Source organism: Mycobacteroides chelonae (assembly GCF_016767715.1).
Lineage (GTDB): Bacteria > Actinomycetota > Actinomycetes > Mycobacteriales > Mycobacteriaceae > Mycobacterium > Mycobacterium gwanakae.
The window spans coordinates 1,502,113-1,519,758 of the sequence record NZ_CP050145.1 but is presented as its reverse complement, the minus strand read 5'-3'; the positions used below and the strand labels follow the sequence as shown (position 1 = coordinate 1,519,758).

12 protein-coding genes and 1 pseudogene are annotated in these 17,646 nt (G+C 65.8%); 8 read left to right on the top strand and 5 right to left on the bottom strand.

Going from position 1 to position 17,646, the window contains the following annotated elements:
* Positions 1-33: 33 nt before the first annotated feature.
* From HBA99_RS07510 to clpS, 3 genes are read right to left on the bottom strand one after another with little or no spacing between them, the layout of a single operon-like run.
* Positions 34-1,026: a P1 family peptidase gene (locus HBA99_RS07510; protein WP_070951316.1), complete on the bottom strand. Its 993-nt coding sequence runs from the start codon at positions 1,024-1,026 to the stop codon at positions 34-36.
* Positions 1,023-1,610 carry an oxidative stress transcriptional regulator AosR gene (gene aosR, locus HBA99_RS07505; protein ID WP_030094926.1) on the bottom strand — a complete coding sequence of 196 codons (588 nt, stop codon included), beginning with the start codon at positions 1,608-1,610 and terminating at the stop codon, positions 1,023-1,025. The genes HBA99_RS07510 and aosR overlap by 4 nt, the downstream gene beginning before the upstream one ends.
* Positions 1,611-1,621: 11 nt before the next feature.
* Positions 1,622-1,924: an ATP-dependent Clp protease adapter ClpS gene (gene clpS, locus HBA99_RS07500; RefSeq protein WP_030094925.1), complete on the bottom strand. Its 303-nt coding sequence runs from the start codon at positions 1,922-1,924 to the stop codon at positions 1,622-1,624.
* 114 nt (positions 1,925-2,038) lie between these two features.
* Here clpS and HBA99_RS07495 point away from each other — a divergent pair, with 114 nt between their 5' ends.
* The 5 genes from HBA99_RS07495 to HBA99_RS07475 are packed head-to-tail and all read left to right on the top strand — an operon-like array spanning position 2,039 to position 8,060.
* Entirely contained in the window at positions 2,039-3,343 is a 1,305-nt protein-coding gene (locus tag HBA99_RS07495; RefSeq protein WP_070922553.1) for a nicotinate phosphoribosyltransferase, read from the top strand.
* A gap of 18 nt (positions 3,344-3,361) precedes the next feature.
* Positions 3,362-3,955: a TetR/AcrR family transcriptional regulator gene (locus tag HBA99_RS07490; protein ID WP_030094923.1), complete on the top strand. Its 594-nt coding sequence runs from the start codon at positions 3,362-3,364 to the stop codon at positions 3,953-3,955.
* A gap of 25 nt (positions 3,956-3,980) precedes the next feature.
* Positions 3,981-4,535 (top strand): isochorismatase family protein, encoded by a 555-nt coding sequence (locus HBA99_RS07485; RefSeq protein WP_070951317.1) that lies wholly within the window; start codon positions 3,981-3,983, stop codon positions 4,533-4,535.
* Between the two features lie 17 nt (positions 4,536-4,552).
* Entirely contained in the window at positions 4,553-6,583 is a 2,031-nt protein-coding gene (locus tag HBA99_RS07480; protein ID WP_070922555.1) for an ATP-dependent DNA helicase, read from the top strand.
* 19 nt (positions 6,584-6,602) lie between these two features.
* Positions 6,603-8,060 (top strand): neutral zinc metallopeptidase, encoded by a 1,458-nt coding sequence (locus HBA99_RS07475; RefSeq protein ID WP_070922750.1) that lies wholly within the window; start codon positions 6,603-6,605, stop codon positions 8,058-8,060.
* A gap of 9 nt (positions 8,061-8,069) precedes the next feature.
* Here HBA99_RS07475 and glgP read toward each other — a convergent pair whose 3' ends face one another.
* Entirely contained in the window at positions 8,070-10,688 is a 2,619-nt protein-coding gene (glgP, locus tag HBA99_RS07470; RefSeq protein ID WP_057965120.1) for an alpha-glucan family phosphorylase, read from the bottom strand.
* 177 nt (positions 10,689-10,865) lie between these two features.
* On the opposite strand from glgP, the gene HBA99_RS07465 reads away from it, so the two are divergent.
* The 3 genes and pseudogenes from HBA99_RS07465 to HBA99_RS07455 all read left to right on the top strand — a co-directional run bounded on the left by HBA99_RS07465 (position 10,866) and on the right by HBA99_RS07455 (position 16,658).
* Positions 10,866-12,947, top strand: a complete 2,082-nt coding sequence (locus HBA99_RS07465; protein WP_070922752.1) for an alpha-1,4-glucan--maltose-1-phosphate maltosyltransferase — start codon at positions 10,866-10,868, stop codon at positions 12,945-12,947.
* A gap of 17 nt (positions 12,948-12,964) precedes the next feature.
* Positions 12,965-15,151, top strand: a complete 2,187-nt coding sequence (gene glgB / locus HBA99_RS07460; RefSeq protein WP_070952298.1) for a 1,4-alpha-glucan branching protein GlgB — start codon at positions 12,965-12,967, stop codon at positions 15,149-15,151.
* A 53-nt stretch (positions 15,152-15,204) separates the two neighbouring features.
* A pseudogene (locus HBA99_RS07455) lies at positions 15,205-16,658 on the top strand (neutral zinc metallopeptidase).
* Positions 16,659-16,682: 24 nt separating this feature from the next.
* Here HBA99_RS07455 and HBA99_RS07450 read toward each other — a convergent pair.
* Complete coding sequence (locus tag HBA99_RS07450; RefSeq protein ID WP_070916424.1) at positions 16,683-17,621, bottom strand: tetratricopeptide repeat protein; 939 nt, start codon at positions 17,619-17,621, stop codon at positions 16,683-16,685.
* Between the last annotated feature and the right edge of the window lie 25 nt (positions 17,622-17,646).

The window sequence follows — 17,646 nt, the reverse complement described above, 5'->3', positions numbered from 1 at the left end:
CTTTCCTGCTTCCCTCTTGGCCGTCTCGGACGATTACGAAAACGCTCCTGGCAACATGTCACGATATGCGGGTATTCCGGCCACACTCACGGCGCCCACCACGGCCCGCACCACGGCACGCTCCACACAGTCGGCGGCGGCAATCCCCACCGAAATGGTGAGAGCCTCGGCATCGCCCTCGCCGGTCCCGGTCGCCAGCACGTACAGCGTGTCACCGTCCATCGGGGTATGCGCGGGCCTGATCGCCCGTGCCAACCCGTCGTGGGCAGCGATCGCCACCCGGCGGCATTGCGCCTTGCTCAGCGGGGCGTTGGTCGCCACCACGCCGATCGTGGTGTTCAACGAGACCGATTTGTCGGGCAACGCGGCCAGCGCCGCGATCTGGCTTGCCGGAGGCGCGCCGAGTTCCGGCGCACAGGCGGGGTCCCACGGCAGCCCTGTCGACGGATTGATCACCAGTCCAACCGGGTTCGCCACGATCACGGCACCGACCACAATCCCATTACCCAGATCCGCACTCGCGGAGCCGACACCGCCCTTGAGAGTGCCGGCTCGCGCGCCGACACCGGCACCCACGGCACCCCATTCGGGCGTATCGCTTGCGAGTTCTGCTGCCCGGTAACCGAATTCGGCGTCGGGACGACTCTTCCAGGCGCCCACCGGTAGATCGAAGATGACTGCTCCCGGGACGATGGGCACGGTACCGCCCTGCAGGGCCACTCCCCTGCCCTGCTCCTCCAGCCAGCGCATCACCCCATCGGCGGCGGCCAGTCCGTAGGCGCTGCCGCCGCTGAGCACAATGGCGTCGACCGTGCAGACGGTGTTGGCCGGATCGAGCAGATCGGATTCACGCGTTCCCGGAGCTCCGCCGCGCACATCGACCGCACCGGTCGTCCCCGGCGGCGCCAGCACCACGGTGGTGCCGGTGGCCCAGCCCGATCCGAGTTCGGCGTCGGCATCCACGCGCTGGTCATGTCCCACCAGCATTCCCGGAACGTCGGTGATCGCACCCGAGAACAGGCTCATACCGCCGACTTCCCCATCAACGCGAGCACCAACAACTCCTGCATCACGGTCAGCCAGTGGTAAATGTCCATATGCCCCGCCATCGGATCGTCTGCGGGCAACTCCTGCGGCCCGTCGCTGTCGATCCCGAGCATCGCCCCCAGCGCCAGGCGCACGTCATTCAATGCGGTCAGCCATGCGCGCGCGTCGTCCTCGGACAGCTCGAAGCGCCCGCCCTCCAGGGGAAGCGTGCGCAACAGCCGTTGACCCGCCTCACGTTTGGCGTCGATGATCTCCGGTTCATAGAGGCTGCGCAGTGCGCTGTTGAGTCCGCTCACCGCCTCGAGACTGCTGGTGCCGTCCTGGTCGGGGCGGTGAAAGTCCGGAAGCAACCGCCCAAGAGTGACATCGGAGGGCGCCGCGGTGTTCCCGGTACGGATGCCGGTCAGCTGTGCCAACTCGTCGTTGGGCGCTGACGATTCGCGCTCATCGAGCATCGCCAGCATGGAAGTGACCATCGACTGTACGAGCGCCGCCTCGTGCGGCTCCATCTCAGAACGCAGCCGAACCCCATCAGACGCGTTGACGCGCTTCCACTTTCGCACGGATCAGCGGCTCAACGATCCTGCTGCAGAGTGGCCCACAGACCGGCGGCGTGCAGCTTGCTGACGTCGATCTCCATCGACTCACGCGCCCCGCAGGACACCACAGCCTTGCCCTCGTGGTGAACCTGCAGCATCAGGTTGGTGGCCTCGCTCTCGCTGTAGCCGAACAGCTGCTGGAACACGTAAGCGACATAGTTCATCAGGTTTACCGGGTCATCCCACACGATGGTGACCCACGGCGACTGGGTCTCGTCGACATGTTCGACAGACCTCTCTGCGGTAGTCCCTGGCAAGGCTCGCGCCGGCGCACCCATGGCCCCAGAATACCGGGGCCGCGAACTCTGTCAGCATGAAGTTCGGGTTCCCCGTCTCCCCGGAGCCTCTCGGGACCCGTTCACGCGCCCGGGTATCCCGCTAACGTGGCGCACATGGCGCACCTGCATACGTCATTGCTCACCGACAAGTACGAGCTCACCATGCTTGCCGCCGCACTGCGTGACGGCACCGCGGGACGTCAGGCCACGTTCGAGGTGTTCGCCAGGAGATTGCCGGACGGCCGCCGTTACGGCGTCGTCGCCGGCACCACCCGATTGCTCGAGGCGCTTGCCGAATTCCGATTCGGATCGGAAGAATTGGAATCGCTGTCCGACTTTCTGGACGAGGACACACTCCAGTACCTGGCCGCATATCGATTTAGTGGCGACATCGACGGCTACCGCGAGGGTGAGCTCTACTTCCCGGGATCCCCGGTGCTCACGGTGCGGGGAACCTTTGCCGAATGCGTCATTCTGGAGACCCTGGCACTGTCGATCCTGAACCACGACAGTGCCATCGCCTCTGCCGCCGCCCGAATGGTGTCGGCCGCAGCAGGCCGTCCGCTTATCGAGATGGGCTCACGGCGCACCCACGAACTGGCGGCGGTAGCCTGCGCCCGCGCCGCCTATCTCGCGGGATTCGAATCGACGTCCAACCTGGAGGCCCACCGCCGCTATGGTGTGCCCGCCCGCGGCACCGCCGCGCACGCCTTCACTCTGCTCCACGCCAAGGACGGCATGAGCCCCAGCGAGGCCGAGCGTGAGGCATTTCGCGCGCAGGTCGAGGCGCTCGGGGTGTCCACCACCCTGCTGGTGGACACCTACGACATCACCACCGGGGTCGACAACGCCATCGCCGTCGCCGGGCCCGAGCTCGGGGCGGTGCGCATCGACTCGGGAGATCTGGGCATGCTGGCCCGGCAGGTTCGGGCACAACTCGACGGGCTGGGTGCGCACCGGACCCGCATTGTCGTCTCCGGGGACCTCGACGAGTACTCCATCGCGGCACTGCGCGCCGAACCCGTCGACATCTACGGTGTCGGCACCTCGGTGGTAACCGGATCGGGGTTCCCAGCGGCCGGCATGGTCTACAAACTCGTCGAGATCGACGGTATCCCGGTGGCAAAACGCAGTAGCCACAAGGAATCACATGGCGGCCACAAGTGTGCGCTGCGCACCGCCAAGCCGACCGGCACCGTCACCGAGGAAGTGGTGTATCGCGCGGCCGCCGGTCAACCCACCGTGATGGAGCCGCACCGGGTACTGACCACCCCGCTGGTGCGCGGAGGCGCGCCTGTCACCTCCGACTCTCTCGACGACGCCAGAGACCGGGTACGCACGGGATTACTGAGCCTGCCGTGGGAGGGGCTGGGCCTTTCGCACGGGGATCCTGCGATCACCACCCGATTGGTGGGATAATTCCTGGCCGGAGGACACATGGCAGCCAGAAGGCAATGGGCGGGAACCACTCCCGCTGAGCGGCGAGCGACGCGTCGGCGGGCACTGCTCGATGCGGGTATCGCGGCGCTCGGCGCCATCGACGGCCCGGCGCTGACCATCCGCACGGTCTGCAGGTCTTCCGGCGTATCGGAGCGCAACTTCTATGAGGAATTCGGTGACCGCGACGACTTCGTGCGTGCGGTGTACCAAGACGTCCTCGAATCCGTGATGCGCGTCGTCACCGAATTCGCCGCCGAGGGAGACGATTTAGAAACCCGCGCGGTGGAGACCTTCATCGGGGCGACCGTCGACAACCCCGCCTACGGACGCATCATGATGCTCGCGCCGTTCACCGAACCCATACTGGGCAGTGTCGGGTTCGCGGGCTCGATGGCCTTCGCCTCACTTGCCGAGAAGGCACTGATCGACGTCGACGATCCGGGACGGCGCCGCTTCCTATCGGTGTCGCTTGTCGGCGCGGCCTCCGGCGCCATCATCGATTATCTGCGCGGAGATCTGGCCATCAGCCGCGACGAGCTCATCGACTACATCTCACGCATGGGCCGTCACGTGTCTGACATCTTCGACTGAGTACCGGCGGGGGTACCGTCGATCCATGGGCAGGGCGCTTATCGTCGTCGACGTGCAAAACGACTTCTGCGAGGGCGGCTCGCTGCCCGTGTCCGGCGGAACAGCGCTGGCCCAGAAGCTCAACGACCTCACCGCATCCGGTGCGTACGATGCGGTGGTCGCGACGCGCGACTTTCACATCGACCCCGGCGACCATTTCTCCCAGACACCGGACTTCGCGACAAGCTGGCCGCCGCATTGCAGGGTCGGCACACCCGGCGCCGACTTTCACCCCGACTTCGACCTCACCCCGGTCGCCGAGGTGTTCTCCAAAGGCGAGTACTCCGCCGCGTATTCGGGCTTCGAGGGCGCCTGCGCGGATGGCACCACGCTGGCTTCGTGGCTGCAGAAACGGGATCTGGACAGCGTCGACGTGGTGGGCATCGCCACCGACCACTGCGTGGCCGCCACCGCGCGCGACGCGGCCCGACAGGGGCTGCATACCCGCGTACTCACCGCGTATGCCGTTGGCATTGAAGAACAATCAATACATCGCGCCCTGGGTGAGCTCCGGGCCGCCGGCGTCGAGGTAGTCCGCTGAAGAACACCGACACGCCCATGTCTGCCACGGGCCTGCTTGCCACGGCCGTCACCGCGCTCGGTGGAACCGAACGCGCCGGACAGCTCACGATGGCCACGGCCGTCGAGCACTCCCTGCATAGCGGCGAGCACCTGGTGGTCCAGGCCGGCACCGGCACCGGCAAGTCGCTGGCATACCTGGTACCGGCCCTTGCCCACGCCATCGAGGAGTCATCCCCGGTCGTGGTATCCACCGCCACCATCGCGCTGCAACGCCAGCTCGTGGATCGTGACCTGCCCCGGTTGGCGGAGGCGTTGGCACCCTCACTGGCCCGCAAGCCCAGATTCGCCATCCTGAAGGGCCGTGGAAATTACCTCTGCCTCAACAAATTGCACAACGGCGCAGCATCCGATCAGGAAGCACCCGACACGTTGTTCGAGCCCTTCGCGGCCAGCGCGCTCGGCCGCGACGTACAGCGTCTCAACGACTGGGCGGAGACCACCAAGACCGGGGACCGCGATGAACTCAAACCCGGCGTTCCCGATCGCTCCTGGTCGCAGGTCAGCGTGTCGGCACGCGAATGCCTCGGCGCCACCCGGTGCCCGTTCGGCACCGAATGCTTCGCCGAACTGGCCCGGCTCGACGCCGGACAGTCGGATGTGGTGGTCACCAACCACGCACTGCTGGCCATCGACGCCATTGCCGACATAAACATCCTGCCCGAGCATGACGCGGTGATCGTCGATGAGGCGCACGACCTCGTCGACCGGGTGACAAGTGTTGCCACCCAAGAACTCTCGGCAGTCGGGCTGACTGTCACCATCCGGCGGATAGGCCGCCTGGTGTCACCAGAAACGGCGAGCCGTTTCGAGGCCAGCTCGGCAACCTTCTCTTCGCTGATCCACGACAGCAGGCCCGGCACCATCGACCGCGCGGACGAGGAGACCGTCACCTACCTCACCGCGCTGCGCGACGCCGCGGCCGCCGCACGCACCGAGATCCCCACCGGCCAGTCCACCGACCCCGCCACTGCCGCCGCACGCACCGAAGCAGTTGCCGCACTGGACGATATCGTCGATGCCGCATCCCTGACGCTGGCCTGCTGGGCCGAACCGGACATCACGGCACGCCCCAACGTGGTGTGGCTCGATCACGAGGACAACCGCGGCACGGTGCGTCCGGTACTGCGGATCGCCCCGCTGTCGGTCGCCGGGCTGCTGCGCACCCGCCTGTTCGGGCAGCGCACCGTTGTCCTCACCTCGGCCACTCTGGTCCTCGGGGGCAAGTTCGACACCATGGCCGCCTCCTGGGGCCTGCCTGCCCGGGTGCCCAGCACAGACACGAATACCGAAGCCAAGGCCGTCTGGCACGGCATCGACGTCGGATCCCCGTTCCAGCATGAGAAATCCGCCATTCTCTACCTGGCGCGGCACCTTCCCGCCCCGGGGCGCGATGGCGTCGGTGCGGCGACGCTCAACGAGATCGAGACTCTGGTCCGCGCCGCGGGAGGACGCACCCTGGGGCTGTTTTCCTCGATGCGTGCCGCCAAAGAGGCATCCGAGGAAATGCGGACGCGGCTCGACACCCCGGTGCTGTGCCAGGGAGACGACGCGACATCGATTCTGGTCGAACAGTTCAGCGCGGACCCACAAACCTCGTTGTTCGGGACGCTGTCGCTGTGGCAGGGAGTCGACGTACCCGGACCGTCGCTGTCGCTTGTTCTCATCGACCGAATCCCATTCCCCCGCCCCGACGATCCGCTTCGGGCGGCCCGGCAGCGGGCAATCAGCGCGCGCGGAGGCAATGGGTTCATGGCGGTGGCGGGCACCCAGGCGGCGTTACTGCTGGCCCAGGGCACCGGCCGGCTGTTGCGCGGCGCACAGGACAGAGGCGTTGTCGCGGTGCTTGATTCACGGATGGCCACGGCGGGTTATGGCGGATTCCTGCGCGCATCGCTGCCACCGTTCTGGTCGACACACGACTTGTCGGTAGTCACCGCGGCGCTGCAACGACTGACGACCAAGCACGATGCGACCTATGCTGGAGAGGGCACCCGCACACGGGGATAGCCGCTACAGAGAGACGGCCATGTCGCTTCCGGACAGGTGGAATCACACGCCGACGGTAGTCCTGGGCTGCTGCGCCCTCCTGGCCCTGACACTCTCGACCTGCACGAATAATATTGAGGGCGTTCCGATTTCACAGCTCGGCAATGCGTATCAAGTTGCCGGGCTTCCCGCTGTAGACGGTCCTTCCGGGCTGCGCCCGCACCCCAAACCGGCGCACAGAGCCGTGCGCGGCGGCGACGACGGCGAGATGGACCGCCTTGCCGTCAACGCAGTCGCCGATATCGAGGATTTCTGGCAGGAGGCCTATCCGAAGAGCTTCTGGGCCCCGTTTCATCCGGTCGATTCGTTGACATCTTGGAACAGTGTGGGCCGCGACATCGCGAAGTTCTGCAACAACCTCACGATCGGCTTCGACAACGCCGGTTACTGCATCAGCCAGAACAGCCTGGGGTGGGACCGCGGCGCGCTGCTGCCCAAGCTGGTGCGGATGTTCGGCCCCATGGCGGTACCCATGACGCTGGCCCACGAGTACGGGCATGCCCTGACGCACCAGGCGAAGATGGTGGACCCTCAGACACAGACACTGGTCAGCGAGCAGATGGCGGATTGCCTGGCCGGGACATATCTGCGCTGGGTAGCGCAGGGCAGCTCGCCACGTTTCACATTGAGCACCAGCGAGGGCCTCAACAAAGTCATCGCGGCGCTGATCGCGTTCCGAGACGATCCGATTGAGGCAGGCGGCGTAATCGATGCGCATGGATCGGCATTCGAGCGGGTCTCGGCCTTCCAACGCGGATTCGTCGACGGCGCGACCGCGTGCACCCAGATCGACAGGGCGGAGATCGCCAAGCGAGCCGGTGGACTCCCCGAGAACCTCCCGCACGGCCGATCGGAAGGCCTGCCGGTCTCGGTCGACGCCCTGCGCACCCTGATGACGGTGCTCGGAGCAATTTACGGCCCGGCGCTCGACACCGCACCACCGCGGCTCTCGGTGTCGGGGGCCGCATGCGACGAATCCGGACGCCGCACAAGAGATGTGGCAGCGGTCTACTGCCCGGACTCCAACACGGTGGCTCTCGATCTGCCGCGGTTGACCGCCCTGGCCCGACCCACGCACGATCAGGGGCAGGTAACCGGCGATTTCACCGCGTACTCGATGGTCATCTCGCGTTACGCACTAGCGGTCGAGAATCAACAGGGCCTGCCGCTCGACAACGGGCAGAGCGCGCTACGCACCGCATGCCTAACGGGTGTCGCGTCGGCGGCGATGGCCAAACCCACCACACCCGACGATGCGCCGAACCCGATGGTGCTCACCGCGGAGGACCTCGATGAGGCGGTATCGGGGCTGCTCACCAACGGCATCGTGGCCAGTGATGTCAACGGGACCACCGTCCCGGCGGGCTTCTCCCGGATCGATGCCTTCCGAGACGGAGTCGCCGGATCGACGGACCGCTGCCTCACCCGCTACGGGTAAGTCGTGCCGTTAGTGCTCCAGGTCACTGGCGGCCAGCACCGCCAGACCCAGCTCGCTATCACCGGCCAGCAGCGGATGATGCGGAAGCACCCGCACCGTGTATCCCACCGACCCGGACACCGGCAAGGTGGTCGTGGTGGAGAAGGTCTCCACCCCACCGTCACGACTGCCGGTGTGCGCCATCGGGACAATCACCGATTCGGATAGCTTGTCGTCCAGGTCCACTCGCCCGATCACCGCCTGCACGGCGACCTCCGAGGGCGCCAGCCCGGAAAGCTGAACCGACGCGGTGAGCGTCAACGGTGATCCCAGCAGCGGGGTGTCCGGCAGGCCCGAACTGTCGACATCGGTGATGACCAGCGAGGGCCATACCTGCTGCACTCGTTCGCGATAGCGCGCCAGCTCCTTGGCCGGCGCGAACGAATGATCGGCTCCGACGGTGGCACGCAACGACTGGGCCGCGGGAGCGTAGTAGCCGACGGTGTAATCGCGAACCATCCTGGATGCCAGAACCTTTGGACCCAGCTTCTCCAGGGTGTGCCGAACCATCTCGACCCAACGCTGCGGCGTGCCATGCTCATCGCGCTCATAGAACTTGGGCGCCACCTTTTGCGCCAGCAGCTCATAAAGCGCCGCGGCCTCCAGGTCATCGCGCCGGGTGTCGTCGGTGACTCCGTCGGCCGTCGGTATTTCCCAACCGTTTTCGCCGTCGTACCACTCGTCCCACCACCCGTCACGGATAGATAGGTTGAGCCCGCCGTTGAGTGCGCTCTTCATCCCCGAGGTCCCGCACGCCTCGAGCGGACGCAGCGGATTGTTCAACCACACGTCGCAGCCGAAGTACAGATAGCGGGCCATGGACATGTCGTAGTCGGGAAGGAAGGTGATCCGGTGCCGCACGTCCGCCTGATCGGCGAACCTGACGATCTGCTGGATGAGCCCCTTACCGCCGTCGTCGGCAGGATGCGATTTACCGGCCACGATCAGCTGCACCGGATGCTTCTCGTCCAGGAGTAGCTCACGCAGCCGTTCCGGGTTACGCAGCATCAGCGTGAGCCGTTTGTACGTCGGGACCCGGCGGGCGAATCCGATGGTCAGCACACCCGGGTCGAACGCGTCGTCCACCCAGCCCAACTCGGCCTCAGCCGCGCCGCGCTGCAGCCACGAGGCACGTATCCGCCGTCGCACATCCTGAATCAGCTGCTCACGCAACTGTGATCGGATCCACCAGATGTGTCCGGGGTCTACCTCGTGGATGCGCTCCCATCCACTGGCGTCGTTGAACGCCTCGGCACCGACGAGCTGCTGGCCCAGCTCCAGCCATTGCGGTGCTGCCCAAGTGGGCGCATGCACGCCGTTGGTGATCGATCCGATAGGTACCTCGGCGGCGTCGAATGACGGCCACAGCCCGTTGAACATCGACCGGCTCACCTGGCCGTGCAGAAGCGATACACCGTTGGCGCGCTGCGCCAGCCGCAGCCCCATATGAGCCATGTTGAACGTGGAGGGGTCGTCCTCCGCGCCCAGGGCGATGATGCGGTCCACCGGCACACCGGGCAGCAGCGTGGAATCACCGGATTCCCCGAAGTATCGACGCACCAAGTCCACCGGGAAGCGGTCGATTCCGGCGGGAACCGGTGTGTGCGTGGTGAACACGGTGCTGGATCGGACCACCGTCAGGGCAGTTTCGACGTCCAGTCCGTGCTGCCCGATGTACTCGCGAATGCGCTCGAGCCCCAGGAACCCGGCGTGACCCTCATTGGTGTGAAACACCTCGGGAGATGGCGCGCCGGAGGAGGTGACATACGCACGAATGGCACGCACTCCGCCGATACCGGCCAGGATTTCCTGCTTGATGCGGTGGTCCTGGTCGCCGCCGTATAGCCGGTCGGTGACGTAGCGCAATTCCCGATCGTTCTCCGCGATATCGGAATCCAAGAGCAGCAGCGGAATCCGGCCCACCTGAGCAACCCAGATGCGCGCCGAGAGCACCCGGTCCTGCGGCATCGGCACCGTGATGAGGATCGGGGTGCCATCGTCATGAGCCAGTAAGCGCAACGGCAGACCGGCCGGGTCGATCAGCGGATACTGCTCGGTCTGCCAGCCGTCGGCGGTCAGCGACTGCCGGAAGTATCCCGACCGGTAGTGCAACCCCACCGCGACGAGCGGCAGGCCCAGATCGGAGGCGGCCTTGAGGTGATCGCCGGCCAGGATGCCCAAACCGCCGGAGTAGTTCGGCAACACCTCCGAGACGCCGAACTCCATCGAGAAGTACGCGATCGCGGCGGGCAGACCGCTGCTCTCGGCGCCCTCTTCACCGTCCCGCTCCAGCTGACGCTGGTACCACATGGGGCGATTCAGATAGTCATGAAGATCACCCGCCAGGGCAGCCACCCTGTCGACGAAACCATCGTCGGCAGCCAGCTCATCGAGCCGTTGCGCCGGGACCGACCCCATGACCGCAACCGGATCGTGGTTGGTCTGCTCCCACAGCTGCTGATCGATATCGGCGAAGAGATCCCGGGTGGGTTGATGCCACGACCAGCGCAGGTTGTTGGATAACTCGCCCAGCGCCGCCAACCGCTCCGGAAGATGGGCACGAACCGTGAATCGACGTAGGGCTTTCACCCTTCAGAACTTTACTGAGATTTCGGTGGATCGCATGCCCGGCGGAAATTCCGTACCGATACGCGATGCTGTGGAGGTTCCGTCTCACACGCTCGCGCCGATCACCGGCGTACCGGCGAAGCCTCTGGTAGCGCTTCTGCACCGCACCGCAGGGGCCCGTCTACTACGGTGGACGTGGTGACCGGACGCATAGGCATCGATGATGTCGCCCCCGCGATCTCCGGTGGGCGCTATCCGGCCAAGGCCGTCGTGGGTGAGGTCGTCCCCGTGGCGGCAACCGTCTGGCGTGAAGGCCATGAGGCCGTCTCCGCGACACTGGTGGTGCGCTGCCTCGGGCCCAGCTACCCGCAGCTCTCCGAGGGGCCGTTGCGCCGGATCTCGGCGCCCCGCGAGAAGGACACCAGCGCGACACGAATCAAACCGCTGCATATCCCCATGCAGCCGGGTGGGGCGCTCGATCGATTCCATGCCAGCTTCGTCCCGGACCGGGAGGGGCTGTGGACCTTCCGGGTCGACGGATGGGGCGACCCGATCGCAACCTGGCGCCACAACGTCGAGGCCAAACTGGAAGCGGGGCAGGGCGCTGCCGAGTTGGCCAACGATCTGGAGATCGGTGCGCGCCTGTTCGAACGTGCTGCGGCCGGAGTGCCACGGAAACGTCGGGGGCCGCTGCTGGCCTCAGCGGAAGCGCTGCGCACTCAGGACGACCCGGGAACGCGGTTTAAGCATGCGCTCTCCGATGAGGTACAGGTACTGCTCGCCGAGTTCCCGCTGCGCGATCTGCTCACTCGCGGAACCCAATACGGTATCTGGGTTGACCGCACTCGGGCGTTGTACGGCTCCTGGTACGAGCTGTTCCCGCGTTCCACCGGCGGAGTGGGACCGGACGGACGGCCCATGCACGGCACGCTGGCGACCGCCGGGGCCGACCTCGCACGGGTCGCCGCGATGGGATTCGATGTGGTGTATCTACCGCCGGTGCATCCGATCGGCGAGATCAACCGTAAGGGCCGCAACAACAATCCGATCGCCGAGCCCGGTGAAGTCGGTTCGCCGTGGGCCATCGGCAGTGCTGCGGGAGGTCACGACACGATCCACCCCGAGCTGGGAACCCTCAAGGACTTCGACCGGTTCGTGTCCACCGCGCGCAAGCTGGGCCTGGAAGTGGCGCTGGACCTGGCACTGCAGTGCGCACCGGATCACCCATGGGTCAGCGCGCATCCCGAGTGGTTCACCGAACTTCCCGACGGCACCATCGCCTACGCGGAAAATCCTCCCAAGAAGTACCAGGACATCTATCCCCTGAACTTCGACACCGACCCTGCCGGGCTGTACACCGAGGTGCTGCGTGTCGTGCAGCACTGGATTGCCCACGGCGTCAAAATATTTCGGGTAGACAATCCGCACACCAAGCCACCGGACTTCTGGCAATGGTTGATCGGCGAGGTCAAGGCGGCCGATCCCGACGTGTTGTTCCTGTCCGAGGCGTTCACTCGCCCGGCTCGGCTCTACGGTCTGGCCCGGCTCGGCTTCACCCAGTCGTACACCTACTTCACCTGGCGCACCGCCAAATCCGAGATCGCCGAGTTCGGCCGAGAGATCGCCGCGCAGGCGGACGTGGCACGCCCGAATCTCTTCGTCAACACCCCGGACATCTTGCACGCGAGCCTTCAGTACGGCGGCCCGGGCATGTTCGCCATCCGAGCGGTCCTCGCCGGCACCTTGAGCCCGACCTGGGGCGTGTACTCCGGATACGAACTCTACGAACACGTCCCGTTGCGCGAAGGCAGCGAGGAGTACCTGGACTCGGAGAAGTACCAGCTACGTCCCCGCGATTACAAGGGAGCTGCCGCGCGCGGCGAATCATTGGAGCCATTCATCACCCGACTCAACGAGATCCGCCGGCTACATCCGGCACTGCAACAGCTGCGCAACATCACCTTCCACCACGTCGAGAACGACGCCCTGCTGGCGTACTCCAAGTTCGACCCGGTAACCGGCGATGCCGTCCTGATCGTGGTGAATCTCAACCCCTTCGGGGCCGAGGACGGCACCATCTGGCTCGACCTGCCCGCACTCGGCCTCGATTGGCATGAAACGTTCTGGGTGCGTGACGAGCTCACCGGCGAGCAATACCGCTGGGGCCAAGCCAACTATGTGCGACTGGACCCCCTGACACCTTCTCGGCAAGTGGCGCACATCCTGAATCTGCCGCAGGTCCGCGAGTCGGCCCGCACGCACTTGGTGTTCCGCCCGTGACCACACCCGCGACCTTCCTGAAACCGGATGCCGCCGATCTCGCCAGACTGGTGGCGGGCACCCACCACAATCCGCATTCGATTCTCGGCGCGCACGAGTATGCCAACCCGGGCGGCAAGGGACACACCGTCATTCGCGCGTTCAAACCTGGCGCCACCGCGGTGGCCGCGGTGGTGGGCGACGAGCTGCACCCGATGGCCGACCTCGGGTCCGGACTTTTCGGGGTAGCGCTGCCCTTCCTGGACCTCCTCGACTACCGCCTCGACGTCGACTACAGCGGCACGCCGCTGATCATCGCCGATGCATATCGATTCCTGCCCACGCTGGGCGAAGTGGATCTGCATCTGTTCAACGAGGGCCGTCACGAGCGACTCTGGGAAATCCTTGGTGCGCACCCACGCTCGTTCGTCACCGCGGACGGCGAGGTCAGCGGGATCTCCTTTGCGGTGTGGGCACCCAACGCGCACGGGGTCTCGGTAATCGGCGATTTCAACGGGTGGAACGGCAACGACGCCCCCATGCGAACCTTGGGATCCTCCGGAGTCTGGGAACTGTTCTGGCCGGGCATGACGCTCGGTTCGCTTTACAAATTCCGTGTGCACGGCGCCGATGGGTCGGTGACCGACCGCGCCGACCCGTTCGCGTTCGCGACTGAATTGCCGCCGGCCACCGCCTCGCGGGTCACCACGTCGTCGTACTCCTGGCAGGACGAGGAATGGATGACCCGGCGCACCACCGGCAACCCGGTGTTCGAGCCCATGAGTACCTACGAGGTGCATCTGGCGTCCTGGCGCCCCGGACTCTCCTACCGGGAGCTGGCCCGCGAGCTCACCGACTACGTACTGGCACAAGGTTTCACCCACGTCGAGCTGCTGCCGGTGGCCGAACACCCCTTCGGTGGGTCCTGGGGCTATCAGGTGACCTCGTACTATGCCCCCACCTCGAGGCTGGGCACGCCCGACGACTTCCGCTACCTGGTCGATGCCCTGCACCGGGCGGGAATCGGCGTCATCGTCGACTGGGTACCCGCGCACTTTCCCAAAGATGCGTGGGCACTGGCCCGCTTCGACGGAACACCCCTATACGAACACGCCGACCCACACCGGGCCGAGCAGCTGGATTGGGGCACATATGTTTTCGACTTCGGGCGCCCCGAGGTTCGCAACTTCCTGGTCGCCAATGCCCTGTTCTGGCTCGACCAGTTCCACATCGACGGCCTGCGAGTCGACGCCGTCGCGTCGATGCTCTACCTGGACTACTCACGCCCCGCGGGTGGCTGGACACCGAACATTCACGGCGGCCGAGAGAATCTCGAGGCGGTGCAGTTCCTGCAGGAGATGAACGCCACCGTGCACAAGCTGCATCCCGGGATTGTCACCGTGGCCGAGGAGTCCACCTCCTGGCCGGGCGTTACCAGGGCGACCAGCCTTGGCGGCCTTGGCTTTTCCATGAAATGGAACATGGGGTGGATGCACGACACCCTGGGCTACGTCGGGCGCGATCCCATCCATCGCAGCTTCCATCACCATGAGATGACCTTTTCGATGCTGTACGCGTTCAGCGAGAATTTCGTGCTGCCGATCAGCCATGACGAGGTGGTGCACGGCAAGGGCACACTGTGGACCCGCATCCCCGGTGATGACCACGCCAAGGCCGCAGGCCTGCGCTGCCTGCTGGCCTACATGTGGGCGCACCCCGGAAAGCAGCTGCTGTTCATGGGTCAGGAGTTCGGTCAGCGGGCCGAATGGTCCGATGAGCGCGGCGTCGACTGGTTCCAGCTGGGCGAGGACGGGTACTCCTCAGGAATCGCGGCGTTGACCGCCGACCTGAATTCGGCCTACCAGCAGCGTCGCGCATTGTGGTCACAAGACACCGCCCCCCAGGGATATTCGTGGATCGACGCCAACGATTCGGCCAACAACGTGCTGAGCTTCCTGCGCTTCGGCGACGACGGTTCGGTGTTGGCCTGCATCTTCAACTTCGCGGGCATCGAGCACGCCAGCTACCGGGTGGGGTTGCCGCTGACCGGACGCTGGCGTGAGGTCATCAACACCGACGCACTGCAGTACCACGGCAGCGGAGTGGGGAACCTGGGCGAAGTCATCGCCGAGGCGAACCCGTGGCACGGCCGCCCGGCCTCGGCCACGCTGGCCCTGCCCCCCGCCGCCGCGATCTGGCTGGAACCCATCTCCGGGGACCTGTAGACAACATTAGGATGCGCTCAACGCAAACTCGCGTAGTTATAAGGGGTGGCTCGATGTCCAAACGCTGGGTGGCGCTGCTGGTGGGGCTGGTGCTGGTGATCACGTCGTGTGGCCGTCCACTCGGTGGGCAACCTCAATCGATCTACGCCGACCCCCTGCGCGTGGCAGGTATGCCCGCGGTCGACGGCCCGTCCGGCATGAAGCCCGGCGTCCAGATTCCCCAACGCAAGATCGAGAACACCGACAACGGTGAGATCGACGACTACGTCAAGGTGTCCCTGGCGGACATCGAGGATTTCTGGACGCAGTTCTACGGCGATTCGTTCGCCAACTTCCGGCCGGTATCCCGGCTCATCTCGGTCGACTCCCGTAAGGACAACGGCAGCATCAGGTTCTGCGGGGGCAACCTGAACGACTTCATCAATGCCGCGTTTTGTCCACCGGAGAACTCGTTCGCCTGGGATCGCGGCCAGCTGTTCCCCTACCTGCGCAAGCAAATGGGCGAGATGGCGATGAACACCGTCATGGCCCACGAGTACGGACACTCGATCCAGTATCACGCTCAGCTCATCACCCCAATCGACGATCCGAAGTGACCAAGGATCAGGTCGAGTACCTCGTCGACCTCACTCAGGAACAGCAAGCTGACTGCTTCTCCGGCGCCTATCTGCGCTGGGTCGCACAAGGGGATTCGCCACGATTCACCTTGAACACCGCCGATGGGCTGAACAAGGTCACGGCCGCGATGATCGCGATCCGCGACAACGACACCAGTAAGAAGTGGGCCATCCACGGTTCGGCCTTCGAGCGGGTCTCGGCCTTCCAGTTCGGGTTCACCGACGGCCCCATGGCCTGCAAGCGCATCGATCCCCGCGAGATCCTCAAGCGCCGCGGCGAGCTGCCCAAGGGACTGGGTGTGGGACCCAACGGCGACAACTGGCCGATAAACCCGGACACCATCGATGCGGTGCTGACCGCCGCCTCACAGGTGTTCCCCATGGACAACCCACCCAAGCCGGTATACGGCGACGGGAAGTGCTCTGACGGTTCGGGCACCGCGCCGGCTTCGTTCTGCCCCAACGACAATACGATTGCCCTGGATCCGAAGGCCCTGCAGAAGATGGCCACCCCGGTGTCGGACCGGGCGCTGTTCTCCGCGCAAGTCAACGGCGACTATTCGGCGTTCAGCGTGATCGTCTCGCGCTACGCACTGGCGGCAGAAAAGGCCGCGGGTCTGGAGACCGAGGGAATCATGACCGGGTTACGCACCGCCTGCCTGACCGGATACTTCACCTCACGCGCCGCCGGCAGGGGCATCGTGACTCCTCGCGCGCCGGTCATCCTCTCCGGCGGCGACCTCGACGAGGCTGTCTCCGAATTGCTTTCCAGCGGCAGGGCTTCCAGCGACGTAAAGGGCGAGACGGCCCCTTCCGGATTCTCCCGCATCGACGCCTACCGAATCGGCGTCCTGGGCAATGACCAAACCTGCGCCAAACGCTTCCCGTAACCGCGGGACCGGACAGCGGCCGAGTCAGAACAGGGCGTTGGCGAGCTTGCGCCGCCCGGCGACCACCGCGGGATCGGCCGGATCAAACAGCTCGAACAGCTCCAGCAGCCGGGCACGCACTTTGGCGCGTTCGTCGTCGCTGGTCACGCGAACAAGTGCGACGAGCCTGTCGAAGGCCGAATCCGGCTGCTGCGAAAGCACTTCCACGTCGGCAGCAGCCAACCCGGCGTCGATGTCACCGGGTGTGGCATCGGCGACCTCGACCGCATCCTGAGGGTGGGCCGTCGCCCGGATCAAGAACTCGATCTGACGCACCGACGCGGTTGCCTCGGCCGCGACCACCCCGGTGGCGCCGTCGTCCAGCAGACCTTGATAGGCGGCACGGGCCGCCTCGAAATCTCCGGAGTCGAGCGCATCACGCGCCGCGGCGAGCGCCGGATCTGTACTTTCTTCGGGGTATTCGGACTCCCCGACATCCTCCCCGTCCGGCGCGGTGGCGTCGGGCAGCTTGCCGGCGACCGCGTCGAGAATGGAGTCAAGCCACCGCCGCAGCTGATCGGCGGGCTGAGGTCCCGCGAAGCTGGTGATTGGCCTCCCGGCGGCCACCGCCACCACGGTAGGCACCGCCTGCACACCGAAAACCTGTGCGATCTGCGGACTGGTGTCGACGTTGACCCGCGCCAGGGCCCACTTGCCGCGGTCTTCCGCGACCAGGTCACCCAGGGTGGCGGCCAGTGCCGCCGAGGCCTCGCTGCGCGGCGACCCCAGCAGCACGATGACCGGGACACGATTGGACTGCGCCAGTACTTCGGCTTCAAGATTCGCCTCGGTCACCTCGACGGTCCATGCATCTCCGGCCGAGGGCTCGCGAGGAGCCGTGGGCTCCTGCGCGCGCTGCTTGAGAGCAGAGAGGTCGACAGCTCCGGACATGGCCGCAGCCATCGCGGGACGTGGTCGGGTCACGCTGTCCAGTCTGTCACGGCTCACG

Bases quoted from the DNA above. Each gene is read 5' to 3' on its own strand.
- HBA99_RS07510 (WP_070951316.1), bottom strand. From the start codon at position 1,026: ATGAGCCTGTTCTCGGGTGCGATCACCGACGTTCCGGGAATGCTGGTG.
- clpS (WP_030094925.1), bottom strand. From the start codon at position 1,924: ATGGGTGCGCCGGCGCGAGCCTTGCCAGGGACTACCGCAGAGAGGTCT.
- HBA99_RS07495 (WP_070922553.1), top strand. From the start codon at position 2,039: ATGGCGCACCTGCATACGTCATTGCTCACCGACAAGTACGAGCTCACC.
- HBA99_RS07490 (WP_030094923.1), top strand. From the start codon at position 3,362: ATGGCAGCCAGAAGGCAATGGGCGGGAACCACTCCCGCTGAGCGGCGA.
- HBA99_RS07485 (WP_070951317.1), top strand. From the start codon at position 3,981: ATGGGCAGGGCGCTTATCGTCGTCGACGTGCAAAACGACTTCTGCGAG.
- HBA99_RS07480 (WP_070922555.1), top strand. From the start codon at position 4,553: ATGTCTGCCACGGGCCTGCTTGCCACGGCCGTCACCGCGCTCGGTGGA.
- HBA99_RS07475 (WP_070922750.1), top strand. From the start codon at position 6,603: ATGTCGCTTCCGGACAGGTGGAATCACACGCCGACGGTAGTCCTGGGC.